This window comes from Peribacillus frigoritolerans (assembly GCF_040250305.1).
Lineage (GTDB): Bacteria > Bacillota > Bacilli > Bacillales > DSM-1321 > Peribacillus.
Genome location: NZ_CP158190.1, coordinates 3,027,585 through 3,047,131, shown reverse-complemented (window position 1 = coordinate 3,047,131; position 19,547 = coordinate 3,027,585). Strand labels below are relative to the sequence as shown.

Sequence of the window (19,547 nt, the reverse complement as noted above, 5' to 3'; positions counted from 1 at the left end):
GGAGGTTTTATAGGGGGTAGTATATTGGAGAAATTGAAGTCAAAAATTAAGAAGTTGATGTTAATTACTACCGGTGGTACAATTGCATCGTTAGAAGGGGAAAATGGACTGGTTCCAGGGATGAAAGCTGACGAAATTTTAGGTCACCTTCCGGGATTAGATTTATGTCAGATTGATAGTAAGCCTTTGATGAATATCGATAGTACAAATATGCAGCCGGAAGATTGGACAGAAATGGCACAATCCATCCATGAGCACTACCATGATTACGATGGCTTTGTGATCACCCATGGGACAGATACGATGGCTTACACTTCAGCTGCGCTCTCATATATGTTACAAGACTTAGGGAAACCAATTATTATTACAGGTTCTCAAATCCCAATTGCCTTTAAAAAGACGGATGCCAAAAGAAATATCTCCGATGCGATTCGGTTTGCTTGTGAAGATATTGGAGGCGTATATGTAGTTTTTGATGGTAGAGTCATCCAGGGTACAAGGGCCATTAAATTGAGAACGAAAAGCTATGATTCGTTTGAAAGTATTAATTATCCTTATATTGCTTCCATATCAAAAGATAAAATTGAGTATCTTAAGCCAGTTCAATCAACAAAGAATAAGGAAGCCAAGTTAGATGCTTCCATTTGTACTGATGTTGCTTTGGTTAAGCTATATCCGGGGATTAAGCCCGAATTCTTTGATTTTCTGAAAAATCAATACCGGGGAATTGTAATTGAAAGTTATGGGAGCGGGGGTATTCCGTTTCAAGGAAGAAATATTTTAGAGAAGTTGAATGAGTTGGTCGATTGTGGAATATCCATTGTCATTACTACCCAATGTTTAGAGGAAGGGGAGGATATGGATATATACGAAGTGGGACGTAAAGTAAATAAGAATGTCATCATTCGTTCCAGAAATATGAATACAGAAGCCATCGTTCCTAAGTTGATGTGGATATTAGCAAAGACACAGGATCCCAAAAAGGTGAAGGAATTGATGGAAACACCGATTGCAGAGGACATTACATTCTAGAACAAACAAAGGGGCAAGAGGAAATGTTGATAGATGAGAGAACATACCGAATTGAAAAAGACTTTCTTGGGGAAAAGGAAATTCCAGCAGATGTTTATTATGGAATACAAACTTTACGCGCTGTAGAAAATTTTCCGATTACCGGTTATAAAGTCAATGAAGAAATGATTCGTGCACTTGCTATGATAAAAAAAGCAGCCGCTTTAGCAAATATGGATACCAAACGCTTGTATGAAGGTATTGGAAACGCTATCGTTAAAGCTTCAGATGAAGTGATCGATGGAAAGTGGCATGAATATTTCATCGTTGATCCAATTCAAGGCGGCGCAGGGACATCGATGAATATGAACATTAATGAAATCGTTGCCAACCGTGCGTTAGAACTTATGGGACACAATAAAGGTGATTATGTACATGTTAGTCCAAATAGCCATGTTAACATGTCGCAATCAACCAATGACGTATTCCCTACTGCCATTCATTTATCAACACTACGACTTTTAGAGCAATTGTTGCAAACAATGACCAAGATGAGTACGGTCTTAAAGAATAAAGCAAAACAATTTGATCATGTTATCAAAATGGGACGCACACATCTTCAGGACGCAGTGCCGATTCGCCTCGGTCAAGAATTTGAGGCTTACAGTCGTGTGTTGGATCGCGATATAAAACGAATCAGTCAATCACGTCAACATTTATATGAAGTGAATATGGGAGCAACAGCAGTGGGAACGGGATTGAACGCAGATCCGCGTTACATTGAAAATGTTGTTACATATTTAGCTGAGATCAGTAACTTGCCGCTTGTAGGAGCAGAACATTTAGTAGATGCAACTCAAAATACGGATGCTTATACTGAAGTGTCAGCTTCTTTGAAAGTATGTATGATGAATATGTCTAAAATTGCTAATGATTTACGTTTGATGGCTTCAGGACCAAGAGCGGGATTAGGGGAAATCACACTTCCAGCTCGTCAACCAGGTTCATCCATCATGCCAGGAAAAGTAAATCCAGTAATGCCAGAATTGATTAACCAAGTCGCTTTCCAAGTGATCGGGAACGATAATACGATTTGTTTAGCATCAGAAGCAGGACAACTAGAGTTGAATGTAATGGAGCCAGTGCTTGTATTCAACTTATTGCAATCAATCAGCATTATGAACAATGCTTTCAATGTCTTTACAGATTATTGTTTAGAAGGTATTGAAGCAAATGAGCAACATTTAAAAGATTATGTTGAACAAAGTGTTGGAGTGATTACAGCAGTCAATCCGCACCTTGGATACGAAGTGGTTTCACGTATTGCGCGGGAAGCGATATTAAAAGGCAAATCAGTTCGCGAACTTTGTTTACAATATGATGTACTGACAGAGGAAGAATTGGATCTGATTCTAAATCCTTATGAGATGACAAAGCCCGGCATAGCGGGAGCTTCTCTTTTTGATCGGCAATAAGCAGTATATTAGTAGAAAGCATTAATCTATCTAAGATTTTTGATGTAATGACTATGCCTTTAGGACCGTTGGTTTTTTAGGCATAGTCATTAATTATATACATATGAAATGTTACCCCCAACAGTTTGTCAACTACTTGTGGGTACTAAAAACTGAATATTCGGTTATTTTTGATTCTCGATCTAATCTTGTAGGTGTTTAACTATTCATAAAAAAACCATCCCCCCTTAGAATATCTAAGGGGGGATGGGGAAGTTTTAGCTCAATAATATGCCTGTATTAGCCCTTTACTACTTCCTGTCCACGAACATTCCATGTAAATGCAAATACCACTACTGCCAGAACACAAGAAATCGTTATTAATGTAAAGCCTGCATTCCAGCCTGCAAAGTCAACTACATATCCCATAATAGCATTAGCGGCTACAGATCCACCTAAATATCCAAATAAGCCAGTCAGTCCTGCTGCAGTGCCTGCAGCTTTTTTAGGAACTAAATCCAGTGCTTGCAGACCTATTAACATTACAGGTCCATAAATTAAGAATCCAATCGCAATTAGGGAAATAATATCGATCATTGGGTTGCCCGCAGGGTTAAACCAGTATACAAGGACTGCGATTAATACTCCTAGCATAAAGACAACCCCCGCCGGTCCACGACGTCCTTTAAAAACCTTATCCGAGATATAACCGCATAATAAAGTTCCCGGAATGCCTGCCCATTCGTATAAGAAATAAGCCGTACTGGACTCGTCCATGTTAAAGCCTTTTTCTTCGCTTAAATAGGTTGGTGCCCAATCAAGTACCCCATAACGGACGAAATAAACAAAGATGTTTGCAATCGCAATCGCCCAGACCCATTTGTTATTCAATACATATTTAAATAATATCTCTTTTGTTGTCAATTCTGTTTCAAACGTTTTTTTCATTTTATTTGGAAAATCATTACGATACTCTTCAATCGGTGGTAATCCAACTGATTGTGGTGTATCACGTATTAAGATAAATGAAATGATTGCTATTAATATGGCAACTAGAGCAGGTAGTATAAAAATCCCTTCATAACCTGCATATGAAGGACCCATTATTGTTGCAAAGATGGAGACACCTGCAATCGCCAATGGTGCCATTAAGCCACCACCCACGTTGTGGGCAACATTCCATATTGCCGTTTTCCCTCCTCTTTCACTCACACTGAACCAGTGAACAAGCACTCTGCCTGATGGTGGCCAGCCCATCCCTTGAAACCATCCATTAATGAATAACATGATAAACATAATCGTAACAGACGATGTGAAAAATGGAACAAGGCCCATAAGTAAGCTGACGATTCCAGCAAGTATCAAACCAACTGGCAAGAAATACCTTGCATTGCTTCGGTCTGACACAGTTCCCATTACAAACTTACTTATCCCATATGAAATCGAAATGGCTGATAATGCAAGACCCAGCTCTCCAGTTGTAAAGCCTTCCTCCTTTAAATATGGCATCGCCATGGAAAAGTTTTTACGAATTAAATAATACGCTGCATAACCAATGAAGATACCGATGAAAACTTGTAATCTGAGTTTCTTATATTCAGAATCTATTTTTCCTTCAGGTAATCTTTCAACCGGTAGAGCTGGCTTAAAAAATTTGAGCATCCAATTCCTCCTTAATATGATATTTTTGAACTATTTAAGTAAAGTATTGATGATGATACATAAAAAAACTCATACCAAAATAGTAACCCTTTATGTTAAAAGGTCCTATTAAAGCATGAGTCTCCAAATCTCCACCATCGTTAACTTGTAATAATTATACTATCTTCATAAGAAAACGCTGTCAACATTTTTTTTTGCCCGTTCGGACGGAAGAAGTCACCATCAAATTAACTGCCTAAGTCATTTTTAGGACCAGTTTTAAAATCAAGATAAATATAGAAATAATTGAATCCGTATTAATATTTCTTTTAAAGATTTTTTTGAACGAATGGTATGTGTCCAAAGTTCCGATGAATATTAATGGTAAAGGTAAAGCCAAATGGAATGACATTCGCAATTTTTTATCTTTATTAAGCTATCTTCTAATATAATTTAATCAGTCATTTCCAGGTGGAGAAGGAGGATAACTTTGAAACAAGTGAATCGTTTTATCCGAAGCGTTACATTTCTAATGCTGGCATTTCTCATGTTTAGTGGGCAGGCTGCAATTGCTTCATCAAATTCAATATCATCGCAATCCACGCCAGACCTTTTGATTAGGCAGATCATGGGTTTAGCCTATGAATCCCAACAATCCGTTAGCAGTGGACCATTTTCTGTAGGTGATTCGTTGAAGAAAGTGGAAAAAGCCTGGGGTGCACCGGAAGATTTAAGTACCGTTGCAGCCAATTATTGGAGCCGTAATGTCCGGTTCCTCTATGACGGTTCAACAGGAAGAAAGACGATTACCGCCATTGATGATTTTGATCCGCAATTGCAAACCATCCATTTATCCATGCTGAAGGAATTGATCGGTGAACCTGTAAGTGAAGTGGAGCAAGAAGGGATGTACTATGTCACTTATACCGATTACGCAAATTACAAAGTGGTTTTCGTGTTTGAAAGCGCCTGGATTAACCCAGATCCAAGATTGAATATGTATACGGTTGAATTTGCGTCAGATTAATAAGTCAAAAAAGGATCGTCCCTTTATTGCAGAGGGGCGATTTTTTACTACCACCGGGAGTATTTTGTTTAAGAATCTAATCTTACCGTTCTATTCAATATTGTTCAGCCATATATTAAAAAGATGTAAGTAGAATGATTAAGGGGGATTTGCTTTGTCAGAAGGTGTGCATAGTATCATTTTACCTGTTTCAATAAAAACAGTATGGGGATTTGTAAGTAGCATAGACCGGTGGGCACCTCTTGTCCCAGGATATATCAATCATGAGATGATTAATGAGGAGACACTTATTTGGGAGTTTAAAAGCGATTTGGGATTAATGAAGAAGAAAATTAAACTTGAAGTGAATATATTGGAATGGATTGAACCTGAAAAGGTAACATTTAGTCTTAAGGGATTAAATGAAAAATTTGATGGGCATGGCTATTTTTTAGCGGAACAGTGCGGAATAGGACAGACTAAAATGACTGGCTGCCTGGTGATTACGGCAAAAGGGGCCAAAGCCCCAATCGTCAATGCTTTGTTAAAAACCTACGTTCCCCAAATGACGATCGAGTTTTCTGAGGCTGTTGCACAAAGTCTCCTTGTACAAAAATAGGGATTACATATTGGAGTTTTATTGGATATTGGCACTTGACAATTATACCTATGTGGTATGTATTATAAATTGTAAGATTTTTATCAAACCTTCATTTCGACTGAATGGGTTTTATGATGGATGTTTGGATCGGATTCATAAGTAATAGGCAGGGTAGGAGGCCTCACATGGAATATGATAAGCAGGTTAAAAATAGAGTGAAGCGAATTGAAGGACAGCTGCGTGGGATTTTGAAAATGATGGAGGATAATAAAGATTGCAGGGATGTAGTAACGCAGTTGTCTGCAACCAGATCTGCAATCGATCGGACAATTGGGGTAATAGTAAGTTCCAATCTTGTTGAATGCGTCCGGGAGGCTAATGAATCCGGAGAAAAGAATCCCGAAGAGCTAGTGAAAGAAGCTGTGAATTTATTAGTGAAAAGCCGGTAAGCAATTATATTATTGTTAAATAGGAATTTTTAAGACAAAGATTATTAGACAACTTGACCAATCTGAGAAATTTCAGTGTCCGGGGTGGATGGATTTTTTAAAATGGACCTCTACAAGAAGAGGTCCATTTTTGTGAATTCTCTGTTTTCATTTCTGATAGGCAAATCCTTTGATATAAAGAATTTGCATGGTATCCTTAAAGGGATAAAAATTTAGTGAGGGTATGCTATGGAATTTACGCATGTTACATCGGTTTTGCTCGGCCTCGTCATCATTCTAAATATTTTATTTGCCACGATTGTCATATTTTTTGAAAGAAGGGAAGCGAGCACGACCTGGGCTTGGTTATTGGTTTTATATTTTTTGCCTGTAGTCGGTTTTATTTTATATCTGCTTTTTGGAACAAGTTTAAGGCACGCACACTTATTCCAATGGGAGGATAAGAAGAAGATCGGGATCGAAGAAATCATTGATAACCAGATGGAAGAGCTTTCAACGAATCATTTTCCTTTTCGAAATGCTTCTTCGAGTAATTATCGTGATTTGATTTATATGCATCTCCGGAACAATGATGCCGTACTTACTGAAGATAATCAAGTCGATATTTTTACGGAAGGGAAAAATAAGTTTGACCAGCTTTTTAAAGATATTGAAGCGGCCGAAAACCATATACATATACAATATTACATCATTCAAAGGGACGGCCTGGGTAAACGATTCATTGAAGCTTTGACCAAAAAGGCAAATGAAGGCGTCAAAGTTCGGCTGCTTTATGACGAGCTGGGTTCTAGAGGGATGACTAAACGTTTCTTCAGGGAATTTAGGCAGGCTGGAGGACGAGTGGAGGCATTCTTTCCATCCAAATTAAAATTCATAAATTTACGACTGAATTTCCGTAACCATCGAAAGCTCGTCATCATAGATGGAAAAGTAGGGTACGTTGGAGGCTTTAATGTTGGTGATGAATATTTAGGGCTTAATCCAAAATTCGGTTATTGGCGTGATACACACCTTCGAATAAAGGGGTCGGCTGTCAAAGCCATTCAAACCCGTTTCATCCTGGATTGGAATCAGGCATCAAAGCACCATGATATAACTTATCAGCCTCATTATTTCCCAATTGTAAAGCCTCAAGGAAATATAGATTTGCAAATAGTGACAAGTGGGCCGGATTCTGAATGGGAACAAATTAAAAATGGCTATATTAAATTAATTTCTTCAGCAAAAAAATCGATTCTCATTCAAACACCTTACTTCATACCGGATGCAAGTTTATTGGATGCACTCAGGATCGCCAGCTTATCAGGGTTAGATGTGAAAATCATGATTCCGAATAAACCTGATCACCTTTTCGTTTATTGGGCAACAACTTTCAATGCAGGGCAGTTATTAAGAGCGGGAGCTAAGATATACATCTATGATAACGGATTTATTCATGCGAAGATGATCGTGGTGGACGAAGAGGTCTCCTCGGTGGGGACAGCTAACATTGATGTCCGTAGTTTTAAATTGAACTTTGAAGTCAATGCCTTCATTTATGATGAAGGAATGGCCGAAACACTGACAAGGATTTTTTATAAGGATGTCGAAGTATGCAGGCAGCTTACAATTGAAGAGTTTGAAAAGCGTTCAAAGTGGATTCGTTTTAAAGAGTCCATTGCAAGGCTGGTATCACCGATATTATAATTTTAAAACTAAACGGACCATTACTACATGGTCTGCTCAGGCTGTAGACAAATTCGAGAAATGGAGTTTGCCTGCAGTCTTTTTATTTAAAAAACTACGGAGCTTGATTTCAGAAATCCGCTCCTTTCAGTTGTAGACAAAATTGTTATTAATTGAGTTTGCAAAAATCGTTGATTTCCTCTCCAGGCACTCGCTTTCCGCGGGTCCGCCTCGGCGCTTTTGCGCCTGCGGGGTCTCCTTTGGATGCGCTTTTCCCGCAGGAGTCTTGCACATCCGCTCCAATCAACATTGCTTTAATTTAGATGGAACTTCTTTTGTTCACAAACTCAATAATTGAGTTTCCTGCAATTTAAAACAAGTACGGAGCTTGATTTCATAAAACAGTAAAAACCATAAAGTATAACCAAGTCTTATATTAAAATCACGGTTTGTGGTGAGACCATTCCGAACTCGATTTTGGTACAATAGTTTATATCCATAAAAGGGGGAAAAGCCGTGAAAACGTTTATAATCACAGGAGCTTCAAAAGGTTTAGGTGCTGCCATCGCCAAAGGATGTTTGCAGACGAGTGATCATTGCATTTTAGTTTCCCGTACAGCCAATCCTGAAATGCAGCGGCTGGCTGACCGATCAGGGAAGAAACTTACATTTATTTCGATGGACTTGAATGAAACTGAAAAGTTACCTTCCTTAGTCAATGAGATTTTTGCTGCTGTCGATGATACAAGTGACATTTACTTCATTAATAATGCAGGCGTTATTGAACCGATAAAGCCGGTAGGAAAGCTTGGTATGGGAAATTTGGAAACAAGCATGCGGGTGAATTTCATGGCACCCATCGTATTGGCTGATGAATTCATTAAACAGACAAAGGACTGGAACAGAAAGAAGGTAATGGTGAACATATCATCAGGTGCAGCAAAAAATCCTTATCATGGTTGGGCAGCTTATTGCAGTACTAAGGCGGGGCTAGAAATGTTTACACGGGTTGCAGGGGTGGAGCAGGATAAAACGTCTTTCCCTACGTCTCTCATATCTTTTTCACCTGGAGTAATGAATACGGAGATGCAAGGGACAATCCGGTCAGCAGACGAACGGGACTTTTCCGATCGAGACAAATTTCATGAATATAAAGAGAAGGGCATGTTAAGAAGCCCTGAATTTGTGGCAGATAAACTTTTGCAGCTTCTTGATTCGGGAGATTTGGAGAATGGTAAGTTCTACGATATTAAGAATTTACTTTAATGAATGGAAGCATGTGAAACGAAATAGCGTGGGGTTGTCTCTGTGGACAGCCTCTTTTTTAAGTGATCCTTTATTATATAAAAAAACAGGATATCAACAAGGAAATATGATAATTCGTTCTATCCAATTACCTGAATAACATAAACTTTTTTGGAGGGAGTTTGGAGGGTTATGAATGACGATCATTATTGTGAAAAAAGGTGACAGCCTTTGGGAAATTGCCAGAAAAAATAAAGTTGAACCATCAAGGGTAATTGAAGTCAACGGTTTGGAATCAACAGCTTTGGTTCCTGGCCTGGCATTGTATATACCTGATGAAAAAGCGGTGAATCGAAGGTATCTAATTAAAAATCAGGATACCCTTACTAGAATCGGCAGTCGTTTTGGAACGAGTGCAGCGGCAATCATGGAAGCCAATCCTGGAATCGTTGCAAACTCGCTTAAAGTCGGCACGGAAATTTTGATTCCGTCTCCTTACAAAAATCAATTGATTACACTGGGTTTTGCCTTTCCGACTTCAGGTGGAGCAGTATTTGAAACACTTGAGGAGAATGGTGATAAATTATCCTATTTAGCCATCGTAGCTTATTCGTTTACAAGGGAAGGAAATGCATACGTTGATGGCGATGATCTCCCGCTTATCGCGAAATGCGAGCAAACCGGGGTGACGCCCCTACTGATGATCCGGAACTTTCAAGATGGTGATTTCGATGCTGATTTGGCGGGTGATGTCCTTGCTAGTACAGTATACAGAGCGAATTTAATCAATAGTATGCTGAATTTCGTTAGGGAGAAAGGGTATGGGGGTGTCAGTATGGACATCGAATTCATCCCACCTGCTCGGCGTTCCGATTATGTGCTTTTTTTAAAAGAATTAAAGGAGGGGTTGGACGAACTGATCCTTCATGTGAACGTACACGCAAAAACAGCGGATAATCCTGATAATCGAATTGTAGGCGGCCATGATTATCGGGGGATCGGAGAGGCAGCCGACCTTGTTGCCGTGATGACCATTGATTATGGGTATCCTACTGGACCGCCTGAACCAATTTCCCCACTTTGGTGGATGGGCGAGGTTCTTCGTTATGCTTTGACGAATATACCTGAATATAAATTGCAGTCGGCATTTCCTATGTATGGATACGATTGGATAGTACCAAGCCACGAGACGAAAGCTTTGTCAGCTCAAAATGCCCAAAATCTTGCCATAGCAACTGGCGCTGAAATAACTTTTGACACGTCTGCAGCATCACCTACCTATACTTATCAAAGAGAAAATTCGAATCATGTGGTTTGGTTTGAAGATATTCGATCGATAAGCGCAAAATATGAAATGATTGATGCATATGAACTGATAGGTGCAACTTATTGGCAGATTGGTTTGGAATTCCCTCAGAATTGGGCGTTTATAGAAAAGAATATTTTGATTATTAAATAGATGAATGGGTGCAGGCGGTTAATAGAAGTGTTATATTTTTCCCTTGTTTGGATGTGCAACTTTTATCAGGCCAAGCCAATCACACCTAGAAGAATTTAAAGGGAGCCAATATCGTTCGAATGGCAATGAATCAATAAAAAGGAGCCATGGAAAACCAAGGCTCCTTTACTTTAACGGTTAACCGAATGGAATGCATCATCCCGGAATATTTGATGACTGATTTGGCATCGAATGCTCATTTTTTTTCCTGTAAGTCTTTCTTTTTAAAAATTGCATAAAGAAAGGCAAGGAATATCAGGGTGGAAGAAAATTGGAACGTTGTTTTCACATTGTATGTTTCCGTTATATAGCCTAATAGTAAGACAGAGACTGCAAATGTAAGATTGATGACTGCTCCCCAAACGGCATGAATTTTTGCAAGAGTCTTTTCCGAAGCATGGTCTTGGAGTAGCTTGGTATAGATCACTTCCCGGATTTGTTCCGGGAGACCGTACAGGCATGCCAGCAGCAAAGCCAAAGCAGGAATACTGGTAGTTCCAAAAAGCAGGGTTAGCATTGAACTGAGAAATAGCCCGAAAGTGATGAAGAATCCTATATATTTTTCTAGTAACTTGGCAAAACGGATGACAATCAATCCACTGAATATCATGCCGACAAAGTAGCTTGTGTTAATATAGCCCCACCACTCCTCACCCAGTTGCAGGTTCTGTTCAACATATACATATATAACGGCAGCCACCCACACGCTTGAAGCCAAAGTAGTTATAAAATCAATGGAAATGAGTGTACGGATAGTTGGGATTTGTCGAATCGAAACCCATCCGGATTTAACCGAACCCCAGATTGACGGAACAACAGAATCTGTCGTTCGTTCTGAGACTTCTATTCTCATTGTATAGATCGTTGAAACGGCAAAAAGTATGACCGTAAGCCAAATAATGAAACTGCTGTTGGTACTTATCAATAAGACGGAACCTAGTGGCCATCCTGTTACAAAGATGGTCTGGGTGATCATATTCAAGAAACCATTCGCTTTCATCCGTTCTTCTTTTGGAACTAATTGAGGAACCAAAGCTGCGCTGACCGGGGCAGCGACTCCATCCAATAATGAAATGGAGGCAATGAAGCAAATGACGGCAACAGCAAAACCATGATTGAAATTTGTTATATATATTCCTAGGCCAACGAGTAAGATCGACTTCCACCATTGAGATTGTACAAGGATTCTTTTTAAAGGAAACCTGTCGATGACAAGGGGGGAGAGTAAACTGCTGATAAACCGAAAAATCGTTGTAGTGAACGGAAGCAAGCTCAAATAAAAGGCAGATCCCGTCAAAGTATATAATAATGAAATCAACCCGACTACATAAAATATATCCCCTAGATTTGCAAACGCCTGACCGATCCAAAGGCATCGAAACGATGAGTTTTTCATATATACCATCCTTTTGCGAAAATAAAGTTACTGGATATTTAGAATGGTTATAATTTTTACACTGGATTCACTCCTTAATTTACTAGATTGCTTGAGCCGGGTTGGGCTGTTTTATAGATGATTTTACCATAATATGAACATGGGGGTTCTGAAATGCTTGCTGAATATTGAATATGGAATTATACTCCTTAATATATGTAAAAAAGGAGAAAAATTTGATGATTCGACGTTTTGCTTCATATTACCTGCCGCATAAGCGGTTATTCATTATTGACTTCTTCAGTGCAGTGGTCGTTGCTGTACTTGAACTTGCATTTCCGCTAGCTGTTCAGTGGTTCATAGATACACTGCTGCCTGGCGACGATTGGTCTGCAATAGTTTCGGTAAGTGCCGGTTTGTTCCTCCTTTATATCATTAGTACCTTCTTACAGTTCATCGTAGGGTATTGGGGTCACAAATTGGGTATCAATATCGAGACTGATATGCGTGAAGAATTATTTGAGCATGTGCAGAAACAATCTTTTCGTTTTTTTGATAACACGAAAACCGGCCATATCATGAGCCGCATAACCAATGATCTTTTCGATATTGGTGAACTTGCTCACCATGGTCCCGAAGATTTATTCATTGCCTTCATGACTTTTATAGGCGCATTTTGGATTATGTTGACAATCAATGTGAAATTGGCACTTGTATCGGTTTGTATTTTACCGTTCCTCGTTTTATTAATTGTCATAAGTAATTTAAAGATGAATAAAGCCTGGAAGAAAATGTATACAGAAGTTGCAGATGTAAATGCCCGTGTGGAAGATAGCGTCTCAGGAGTGAGGGTTGTACAATCCTTTACTAATGAAACATATGAAATGAAAAGATTTGCTACTAATAATCGCAGATTCCGTAAAGCGAAACTTCTTGGATATAAGGTTATGTCCTTTAGCTTATCAGGCATTTATATGATGACGAGGTTTATGACCCTTGCCGTGTTGGTGATTGGAGCTTGGCTAACTTTTCATGGGCAGCTCTCTTATGGTGAACTGGTTGCATTCGTCTTATATGTTAACGTATTGTTTAAGCCAATCGACAAAATCAGTGCGTTGATGGAACTCTATCCAAAAGGGATGGCCGGTTTTAAGCGTTTTACGGAACTTCTGGATGTCGCGCCTGATGTCGTCGATAAAAAGGATGCAATAGAGGTAACCACCCTGTTGGGGGATATTTCCTTTAAAGATGTTTCTTTTAACTATGAAGACAAAAAGCCAGTTTTAAAAGGTATTGATCTTACAATTAAAGCTGGTGAGACCATTGCTTTTGTCGGGCCTTCAGGAGCTGGGAAAACGACAATATGTTCATTGATCCCAAGATTTTATGATGTTAAGACCGGTTCAATATCCATTGATGGAATTGATATTCGTGAGATGACGAAAAAGTCATTGCGCTCACAAATTGGCATAGTCCAGCAAGACGTGTTTCTTTTCACAGGAACAGTAAAAGAGAACATTGCGTACGGAATGCTTGGTGCATCGGATGAACAAATTCAAGATGCTGCAAGGAAAGCCCATTTGGAGACTTTCATTGAAGGACTTCCAGAAGGCTATGAAACTCAAATAGGTGAACGTGGCTTGAAATTATCTGGAGGACAAAAACAACGAATTGCAATAGCCAGGATGTTTTTGAAGAATCCGCCAATATTAATTCTCGATGAGGCAACATCTGCACTCGATACTGAGACGGAAAGAATAATTCAGCAGGCTCTTACCGAACTAGCTGAAAACAGAACTACGTTAATTATCGCACATCGATTGGCAACCATTCGAAACGCTGACAAGATCGTGGTTGTTACGGAAGAAGGAATTGCTGAAGAGGGCGGTCACGATGACTTACTTAAGCAGGGGGGCATTTTTGCCAATCTGCATCAATTACAATTTCAAAAATGATAAAAAGCTATATGTCCCCATAAGGACATATAGCTTTTTTAATAGATTGGAGTAGAATTCAATTCAGAATGATTTCACATAGTTCGAAGGGTAACAAACAAGGTAATTGAAAAATGGATGAAACATTTACCTTTTCCAAAGAATGATAATGCTTCAGCGAACTTTATGGCTATCGAGGCAGATGTTCTACCAAAAAAGACTTGGAGTCCTTCCATGTCTTTTTTTATGAAAAAAAGTCTATAAACGGGTCTAGGCCATGGTCGGAAGTGCAGTCTATAAAGGCGGTTACTTGTGTTAAATAGACCGAAATCTAATAGGTTAGCCTATGTCAATAGGATTAGCTGTGCATACAATAAAGGGTAGACGGAGAGGCCATAAACCAGAAAAGAGTAAGGAGTGTAAATCGTGAAAGTAATGACCATCTTAGGGACTCGACCTGAAATCATCAGATTAAGTCTAATAATAAAGAAATTGGATCAATATGCTGATTCACATATTCTAGTGCACACTGGACAAAATTTCACTACATCCTTAAGTGAAATATTCTTCCAACAGCTACAGGTTAGAACCCCTGATTATGTCTTGTTGAATCAACAGCAAACTCTAGGAGAACAGTTAGCAGCCATTTATAAGAATTTAGAATCTATCATATTAAAGGAAAAGCCTGACAAAGTATTAGTGTTGGGGGATACGAACTCTGGGCTCAGCTCTATCTTAGCAGAGCGGATGGGCATCCCCGTCATTCATATGGAAGCAGGGAACCGTTGTTTTGACCTGGAAGTGCCAGAGGAGAAAAATCGAAAGATCATTGATGCTGTATCAAGCTTGAACTTACCTTACACTCCTCAAAGTAAAGAGAATCTTCTGAAAGAAGGTATCCCCAGCAAAAGGATATATTTATCGGGAAACCCTATTTTCGAGGTTTTGAACCATTATAACAATGAGATCGAGCAAAGTGGAATTTTGGATAAAATGAATTTGAAAAAGGAGGATTATTTCCTCGTAACTGCCCATCGAGCCGAAAATGTTGACTATGAAGACCGTTTGATAGAAATTATGAACGGCATTAATTTGGTTGCCGAAACCTATCAAAAAAGAATCATATGCAGTTTACATCCCCGGACAAAATCCCGTATAGAACTCAGTCCCAAATTAGAAGTGCACCCATTAATTGAATTTCATGAGCCATTTGGTTTCTTTGATTTCGTAAAGCTTGAAAAAAACGCTTTTTGTGTGCTGACCGATAGTGGAACCGTTCAAGAGGAATGTTGTTTGTTCCATGTACCGACCGTTACGATACGAAAAACAACGGAAAGGCCAGAAACAATTGAGTCGGGCAGCAATATGTTATCGGGAATTAATGCTAAACAAATCGTCAATTGTGTAAAGGTTATGGTTAACCAGCAAAAAGACTGGACTTTTCCAGAAGGCTACGACCATAAAAACGTTTCAGATAAAGTGCTTAAAATAATACTGGGAGGCCATAAAATTGATTAAGAATCGAACAATCTTGGTAACAGGCGGTACAGGCTCATGGGGATATGAATTGGTAAGGCAGTTATTGGATTTTGAACCGCGTGAAATACGGATTTTTTCAAGAAATGAGTCCAATCAATTTACCATGAAACAAGAGTTTGATAATAACCCGAAATTGAATTTCATAATCGGGGATGTAAAAGAGAAGGAAGCTTTATTGGAAGCATGCCAAGGCGTTGATTATATCTTCCACTTGGCAGCATTAAAGCATGTTCCTGTATGTGAAGATCAACCCATTGAAGCTTTAAAGACGAACGTAATTGGAACACAGAATGTAATAGAGGCAGCTATAAGCTGTAATGTACACTCGGTTGTAAACATTTCTACGGACAAGGCTTCGAATCCATCCAATTTTTATGGTCTATCAAAGGCAATGGCTGAAAGATTGATCATACACGCTAATACATTAAACACAAAAACAAGATTTGTTTGTATCAGGGGCGGAAACGTGCTGGGCACAAATGGAAGTGTCATTCATGTATTCAAAAAGCAAATAAAAGAAAAGGGAAAAATCGGTATAACGGACTTAAATATGACAAGATTCTTTCTAACCATTGAAGAAGCTATTAAATTGGTATTTAAGGCAACCTTTGAAAGCATTGGCGGAGAAATATTCGTGATGAAAATGCCATCCTGTAAAATTATTGACCTTGCTCAAGTATTGATTGATTCTTCTGATGTGGAAAATGTGGACGTGGATATCCTAGGTATTAGGCCTGGAGAAAAATTGCATGAACTCCTCCTCTCCGAATACGAAAGTAAAACGACGATTACTTTTGATGATGAGTACTTTGTTATTCTCCCTACAAGCCAATCAGAAGAATTAAAGGAACATTATTCAAAATATAAACCTGTAAACTTATTGAACTACAATTCCAGCAAAGAATTGATGAGTAAAGACGAAATCAAAGAGATATTACAAAAAGGCAGGTTCATTTAAATGAAAGTACTAATCCTTGGCGGAAAAGGGATGGCAGGACACGTAATAACAGCTTATTTTCAACAAAATCCACAGTATAAAGTGTTCTATACTTCAAGGGACCCCGAAGATAAGGATAGTATCTACCTAGATATTACTATCCCAACAAAGTTGGAGGAAATCATTGAATCTATAAAGCCGGATATAATTGTTAACTGTATTGGTATATTAAATGATCATGCGAGCAATAATCCAAAGCTGGCCTTCCAGGTAAATAGCTTACTGCCACATGAACTGGTCAAATTAACTGAACGGAACAATGGTAAATTAATCCATATTAGTACAGATTGCGTGTTTTCAGGAACGAAAGGAAATTATACGGAGGTTGATATTCCTGACGGTACTTCTTTTTATGCTCAATCAAAACAACTGGGAGAAATCATTAGTGATAAACATTTAACTATTCGCACCTCAATTATCGGTCCAGAGCTAAAAGAAGATGGCATAGGGTTGTTTCAATGGTTTATGAAGCAAAGAGATCAAATCATTGGTTATGAGAAAGTGCTGTGGAATGGAGTGACAACACTTGAGTTGGCTAAAGCCATTGAAGCATTGATTGAGAATAACGTAACAGGCTTATATCATTTAGGTTCTGAAAATAAAGTGTCAAAATATAATCTATTGAAATTAATCAAGAGGACCTTTAATAAAACAGATGTTGAGATTTTACCTGACTCACATATCGTACTGGATAGAACAATAAAAAATACAAGGAACGATTTTTATTATCTGATTCCCACTTATGAACATATGCTAAAAGAATTAAAAAATTGGATGGAAAAGTAATGAGCCAGATGCCTAAATTATTAATTACGGGGGCAAGCGGATTCACTGGTCAGCATGCATGTAATCACTTTGTAAACGCAGGTTTTGCTGTTACTGCTGTGTCTAGAAAGAGTTTCGGAAATGGTCAAGTTGAGACAGAGCTTTGTGATCTAACAAACAAGGAAAATGTAGGTAAGTTAATAAAGAAAGTGAAACCCGATTATCTTCTTCATTTAGCAGGGCAAAACCATGTAGGAAAATCATGGATTGATCCTGTTTCTTCTCTGGAAGCAAATTCCATGTCAACGCTTTATTTAATTGAAGCACTAAGGCAAGAAAATTCAGCCTGTAAAGTGGTTATAGTCGGTTCAGCCCTGCAATTTGACCCTCAAAATATTTCAACTCTAACACACCCTTATAGTTTAAGTAAAACGCTTCAGGTACTTATTGCACAATCATGGGGAGTACTTTACAACATGAATGTCGTTATAGCTAAGCCCTCAAACTTGATTGGCCCCGGAATATCAAATGGTGTTTGTTCCATATTTGCAAAAAAGATAGTCGATATGGAAGAAAATAAAGCTGAAAAAGTACTTGAAGTAAGTAATCTGCAAGCAAAACGGGATTTTGTTGATGTAAGAGATGCGGTAAATGCTTATGAAATACTTTTAACCCAGGGGAAATCAGGGGAAATCTATGATATTGCTTCAGGGCATAGCCACTCATTAGGAGAAGTGATCACCGGTTTTAGAAACTTAACAACTATTGACTTTGAAATAAAGACTAAAGTAAAGGATCAGGAAGAAGGCAGGGTTGATATTTCACCACTGGAAATCGTGAAATTAGGGTGGAAACCACTTCGTTCATTGAAGACATCCTTAGAGGATATTCTTTATTATTATCGTAATAATAAACCCTGAATTCAAAGACAGATATAAACATTATAAACACTTGAGGAGTGGATTTAATGAGAGATGTAGGTATTGTAATGCCAGTTTACAAGCAAGATCCAAATTATCTTGAATTAGCACTACGTTCGGTACTGCAACAAACCTACGAAAACTTTTACTTTGTAATTGTATCGGATGGAGCCCCATCCGATACAGTTGAAGTAATCCAAAAGGTAACTAAAGGGGATAAAAGAGTACATCTCATTTTGAAAGAAAAAAATGAGGGAGTCGCAAAGACACTGAATATTGGATTTGATTATTTTATGCAGTTAGATGAGGTTAAATATTTCACTTGGGTTTCCAGTGATAATATCTATTACCCAACGTATGTAGAAAAACTAAGAAACGCTTTAAATACTGCTCCAGATAATGTTGGCTTGGCCTATAGTAGTTTCCGGCATATCGATGATAATGGTGATTTTTTGAAAGAACCAAATTTTGAGGAGTTTTATAAGTATCAGGATCAGCCTAAAGAATCCCTTCTAGATTTTTGTTTCATTGGAACATCATTTATGTATAAAAAAGAAATTGCAGCCAAGATTGAAGGATACAAACTCGAACCTGTAGAGGATTACGAGTATTGGCTTCGGCTAACAGATCATTGTGAAATTGTTTATATACCTGAGGCCTTAATGCATTATCGAACGAATTCACCTTTGAGTGTTTCCGCTCAACTGAGAAATTCAAAAGAAGAGCATCGCAGATGGAGATATGCTTTTAATCTTGCTAGGCAGGAAGCGAGAACTCGAAGGAAGGTTCCTTTTTTGCTAACCATTATTTACCCTGTGCAGGATGGGAAGGAAGGAACCATAGAAAAATTAGAACAACTTTTAGAACAAACATTTAGTAATTTTAAATTAATCATTGTTGATAGAAGCTTTGATAAATCTGCAATTAACGTACTTCAGCATATTGAGGACCCGAGAATAAAATTTATTAACCTACCGGGTATTACTGAGAGGGAATCTATCTTAGAGGGGATGAAAGAAGCCGATACACCTTTTGCTTTAATATATGGAAAAGGGAATTTCCCTTCCTCTCCATCAATGCTAAATAACTTTATTATCCAAGGAAGACAACTACAAGTAAATGATATTGCCATTGTTGATCATAATGTCTTTAATGTAGGTAAACGTTTAATTATTAGTAAAGAAGCACCTGTTTTTGGAAATCTTTATAAAACGGAAAAGCTAAGGGAAATCCTGTCAATGTAGTGCTCCTTAAAAAATACAAGGAAGGTTTCTTTTAGTTTCCTACTTATGAACATATGCTAAAGAATTAAAAAGTTGGATGGAAAAGAAATGAGCCTGATGCCTAAATTGTTAAGTAAAGGATCAGGAAGAAAACAGGGTTGAAATTTTACCAGTGGAAATAGAGAATTTAAGTTTGAAACCAGTTCGTTCATTAAAATCATCCT

Annotated in this window: 16 protein-coding genes; 14 read left to right on the top strand and 2 right to left on the bottom strand. The window is 38.3% G+C overall.

Annotated features, from left to right (window positions below):
• Nucleotides 1–45 precede the first annotated feature (45 nt).
• On the top strand, nt 46–1,032 hold the full coding sequence (locus ABOA58_RS14900) for an asparaginase (protein ID WP_350302883.1): 987 nt from the start codon (nt 46–48) through the stop codon (nt 1,030–1,032).
• Nucleotides 1,033–1,055: 23 nt separating this feature from the next.
• Nucleotides 1,056–2,486: an aspartate ammonia-lyase gene (gene aspA / locus ABOA58_RS14895; RefSeq protein WP_350299012.1), complete on the top strand. Its 1,431-nt coding sequence runs from the start codon at nt 1,056–1,058 to the stop codon at nt 2,484–2,486.
• A gap of 279 nt (nt 2,487–2,765) precedes the next feature.
• Here aspA and glpT read toward each other — a convergent pair whose 3' ends face one another.
• Nucleotides 2,766–4,127 (bottom strand): glycerol-3-phosphate transporter, encoded by a 1,362-nt coding sequence (glpT, locus tag ABOA58_RS14890; RefSeq protein WP_350299011.1) that lies wholly within the window; start codon nt 4,125–4,127, stop codon nt 2,766–2,768.
• 478 nt (nt 4,128–4,605) lie between these two features.
• Between glpT and ABOA58_RS14885 the strand changes: the two genes are divergently transcribed.
• The 6 genes from ABOA58_RS14885 to ABOA58_RS14860 all read left to right on the top strand — a co-directional run bounded on the left by ABOA58_RS14885 (nt 4,606) and on the right by ABOA58_RS14860 (nt 10,531).
• Entirely contained in the window at nt 4,606–5,133 is a 528-nt protein-coding gene (locus tag ABOA58_RS14885) for a DUF4309 domain-containing protein (protein ID WP_350302882.1), read from the top strand.
• Between the two features lie 154 nt (nt 5,134–5,287).
• Nucleotides 5,288–5,731 carry a CoxG family protein gene (locus ABOA58_RS14880; protein WP_350299010.1) on the top strand — a complete coding sequence of 148 codons (444 nt, stop codon included), beginning with the start codon at nt 5,288–5,290 and terminating at the stop codon, nt 5,729–5,731.
• A 167-nt stretch (nt 5,732–5,898) separates the two neighbouring features.
• Entirely contained in the window at nt 5,899–6,162 is a 264-nt protein-coding gene (locus ABOA58_RS14875) for a metal-sensitive transcriptional regulator (RefSeq protein ID WP_034307218.1), read from the top strand.
• A gap of 228 nt (nt 6,163–6,390) precedes the next feature.
• Nucleotides 6,391–7,848 (top strand): cardiolipin synthase, encoded by a 1,458-nt coding sequence (gene cls, locus ABOA58_RS14870; protein ID WP_350299009.1) that lies wholly within the window; start codon nt 6,391–6,393, stop codon nt 7,846–7,848.
• Nucleotides 7,849–8,343: 495 nt separating this feature from the next.
• Entirely contained in the window at nt 8,344–9,093 is a 750-nt protein-coding gene (locus ABOA58_RS14865; protein WP_350299008.1) for a (S)-benzoin forming benzil reductase, read from the top strand.
• A 175-nt stretch (nt 9,094–9,268) separates the two neighbouring features.
• Complete coding sequence (locus ABOA58_RS14860) at nt 9,269–10,531, top strand: glycosyl hydrolase family 18 protein (RefSeq protein ID WP_350299007.1); 1,263 nt, start codon at nt 9,269–9,271, stop codon at nt 10,529–10,531.
• 235 nt (nt 10,532–10,766) lie between these two features.
• Here the strand turns inward: ABOA58_RS14860 and ABOA58_RS14855 are convergent, their stop codons facing one another.
• Entirely contained in the window at nt 10,767–11,966 is a 1,200-nt protein-coding gene (locus ABOA58_RS14855) for an MFS transporter (RefSeq protein WP_350299006.1), read from the bottom strand.
• Between the two features lie 218 nt (nt 11,967–12,184).
• Between ABOA58_RS14855 and ABOA58_RS14850 the strand changes: the two genes are divergently transcribed.
• The 6 genes from ABOA58_RS14850 (at nt 12,185) to ABOA58_RS14825 (ending at nt 19,344) form a co-directional block, all read left to right on the top strand.
• On the top strand, nt 12,185–13,900 hold the full coding sequence (locus tag ABOA58_RS14850) for an ABC transporter ATP-binding protein (protein WP_350299005.1): 1,716 nt from the start codon (nt 12,185–12,187) through the stop codon (nt 13,898–13,900).
• 405 nt (nt 13,901–14,305) lie between these two features.
• The gene (gene wecB, locus ABOA58_RS14845; protein WP_350299004.1) at nt 14,306–15,397 is read left to right on the top strand and encodes a non-hydrolyzing UDP-N-acetylglucosamine 2-epimerase; all 1,092 of its coding nucleotides are present in this window, start codon (nt 14,306–14,308) and stop codon (nt 15,395–15,397) included.
• Nucleotides 15,390–16,376 (top strand): polysaccharide biosynthesis protein, encoded by a 987-nt coding sequence (locus tag ABOA58_RS14840; RefSeq protein WP_350299003.1) that lies wholly within the window; start codon nt 15,390–15,392, stop codon nt 16,374–16,376. Before wecB ends, ABOA58_RS14840 begins: the two co-directional genes overlap by 8 nt.
• A complete protein-coding gene (locus tag ABOA58_RS14835) occupies nt 16,377–17,201 on the top strand; it encodes a dTDP-4-dehydrorhamnose reductase family protein (RefSeq protein ID WP_350299002.1) in 825 nt (274 codons plus the stop codon). It begins immediately after the preceding gene.
• On the top strand, nt 17,201–18,100 hold the full coding sequence (locus tag ABOA58_RS14830; RefSeq protein ID WP_350299001.1) for an NAD-dependent epimerase/dehydratase family protein: 900 nt from the start codon (nt 17,201–17,203) through the stop codon (nt 18,098–18,100). Before ABOA58_RS14835 ends, ABOA58_RS14830 begins: the two co-directional genes overlap by 1 nt.
• Before the next feature lie 47 nt (nt 18,101–18,147).
• Complete coding sequence (locus ABOA58_RS14825; RefSeq protein ID WP_350299000.1) at nt 18,148–19,344, top strand: glycosyltransferase family 2 protein; 1,197 nt, start codon at nt 18,148–18,150, stop codon at nt 19,342–19,344.
• Nucleotides 19,345–19,547: the final 203 nt, after the last annotated feature.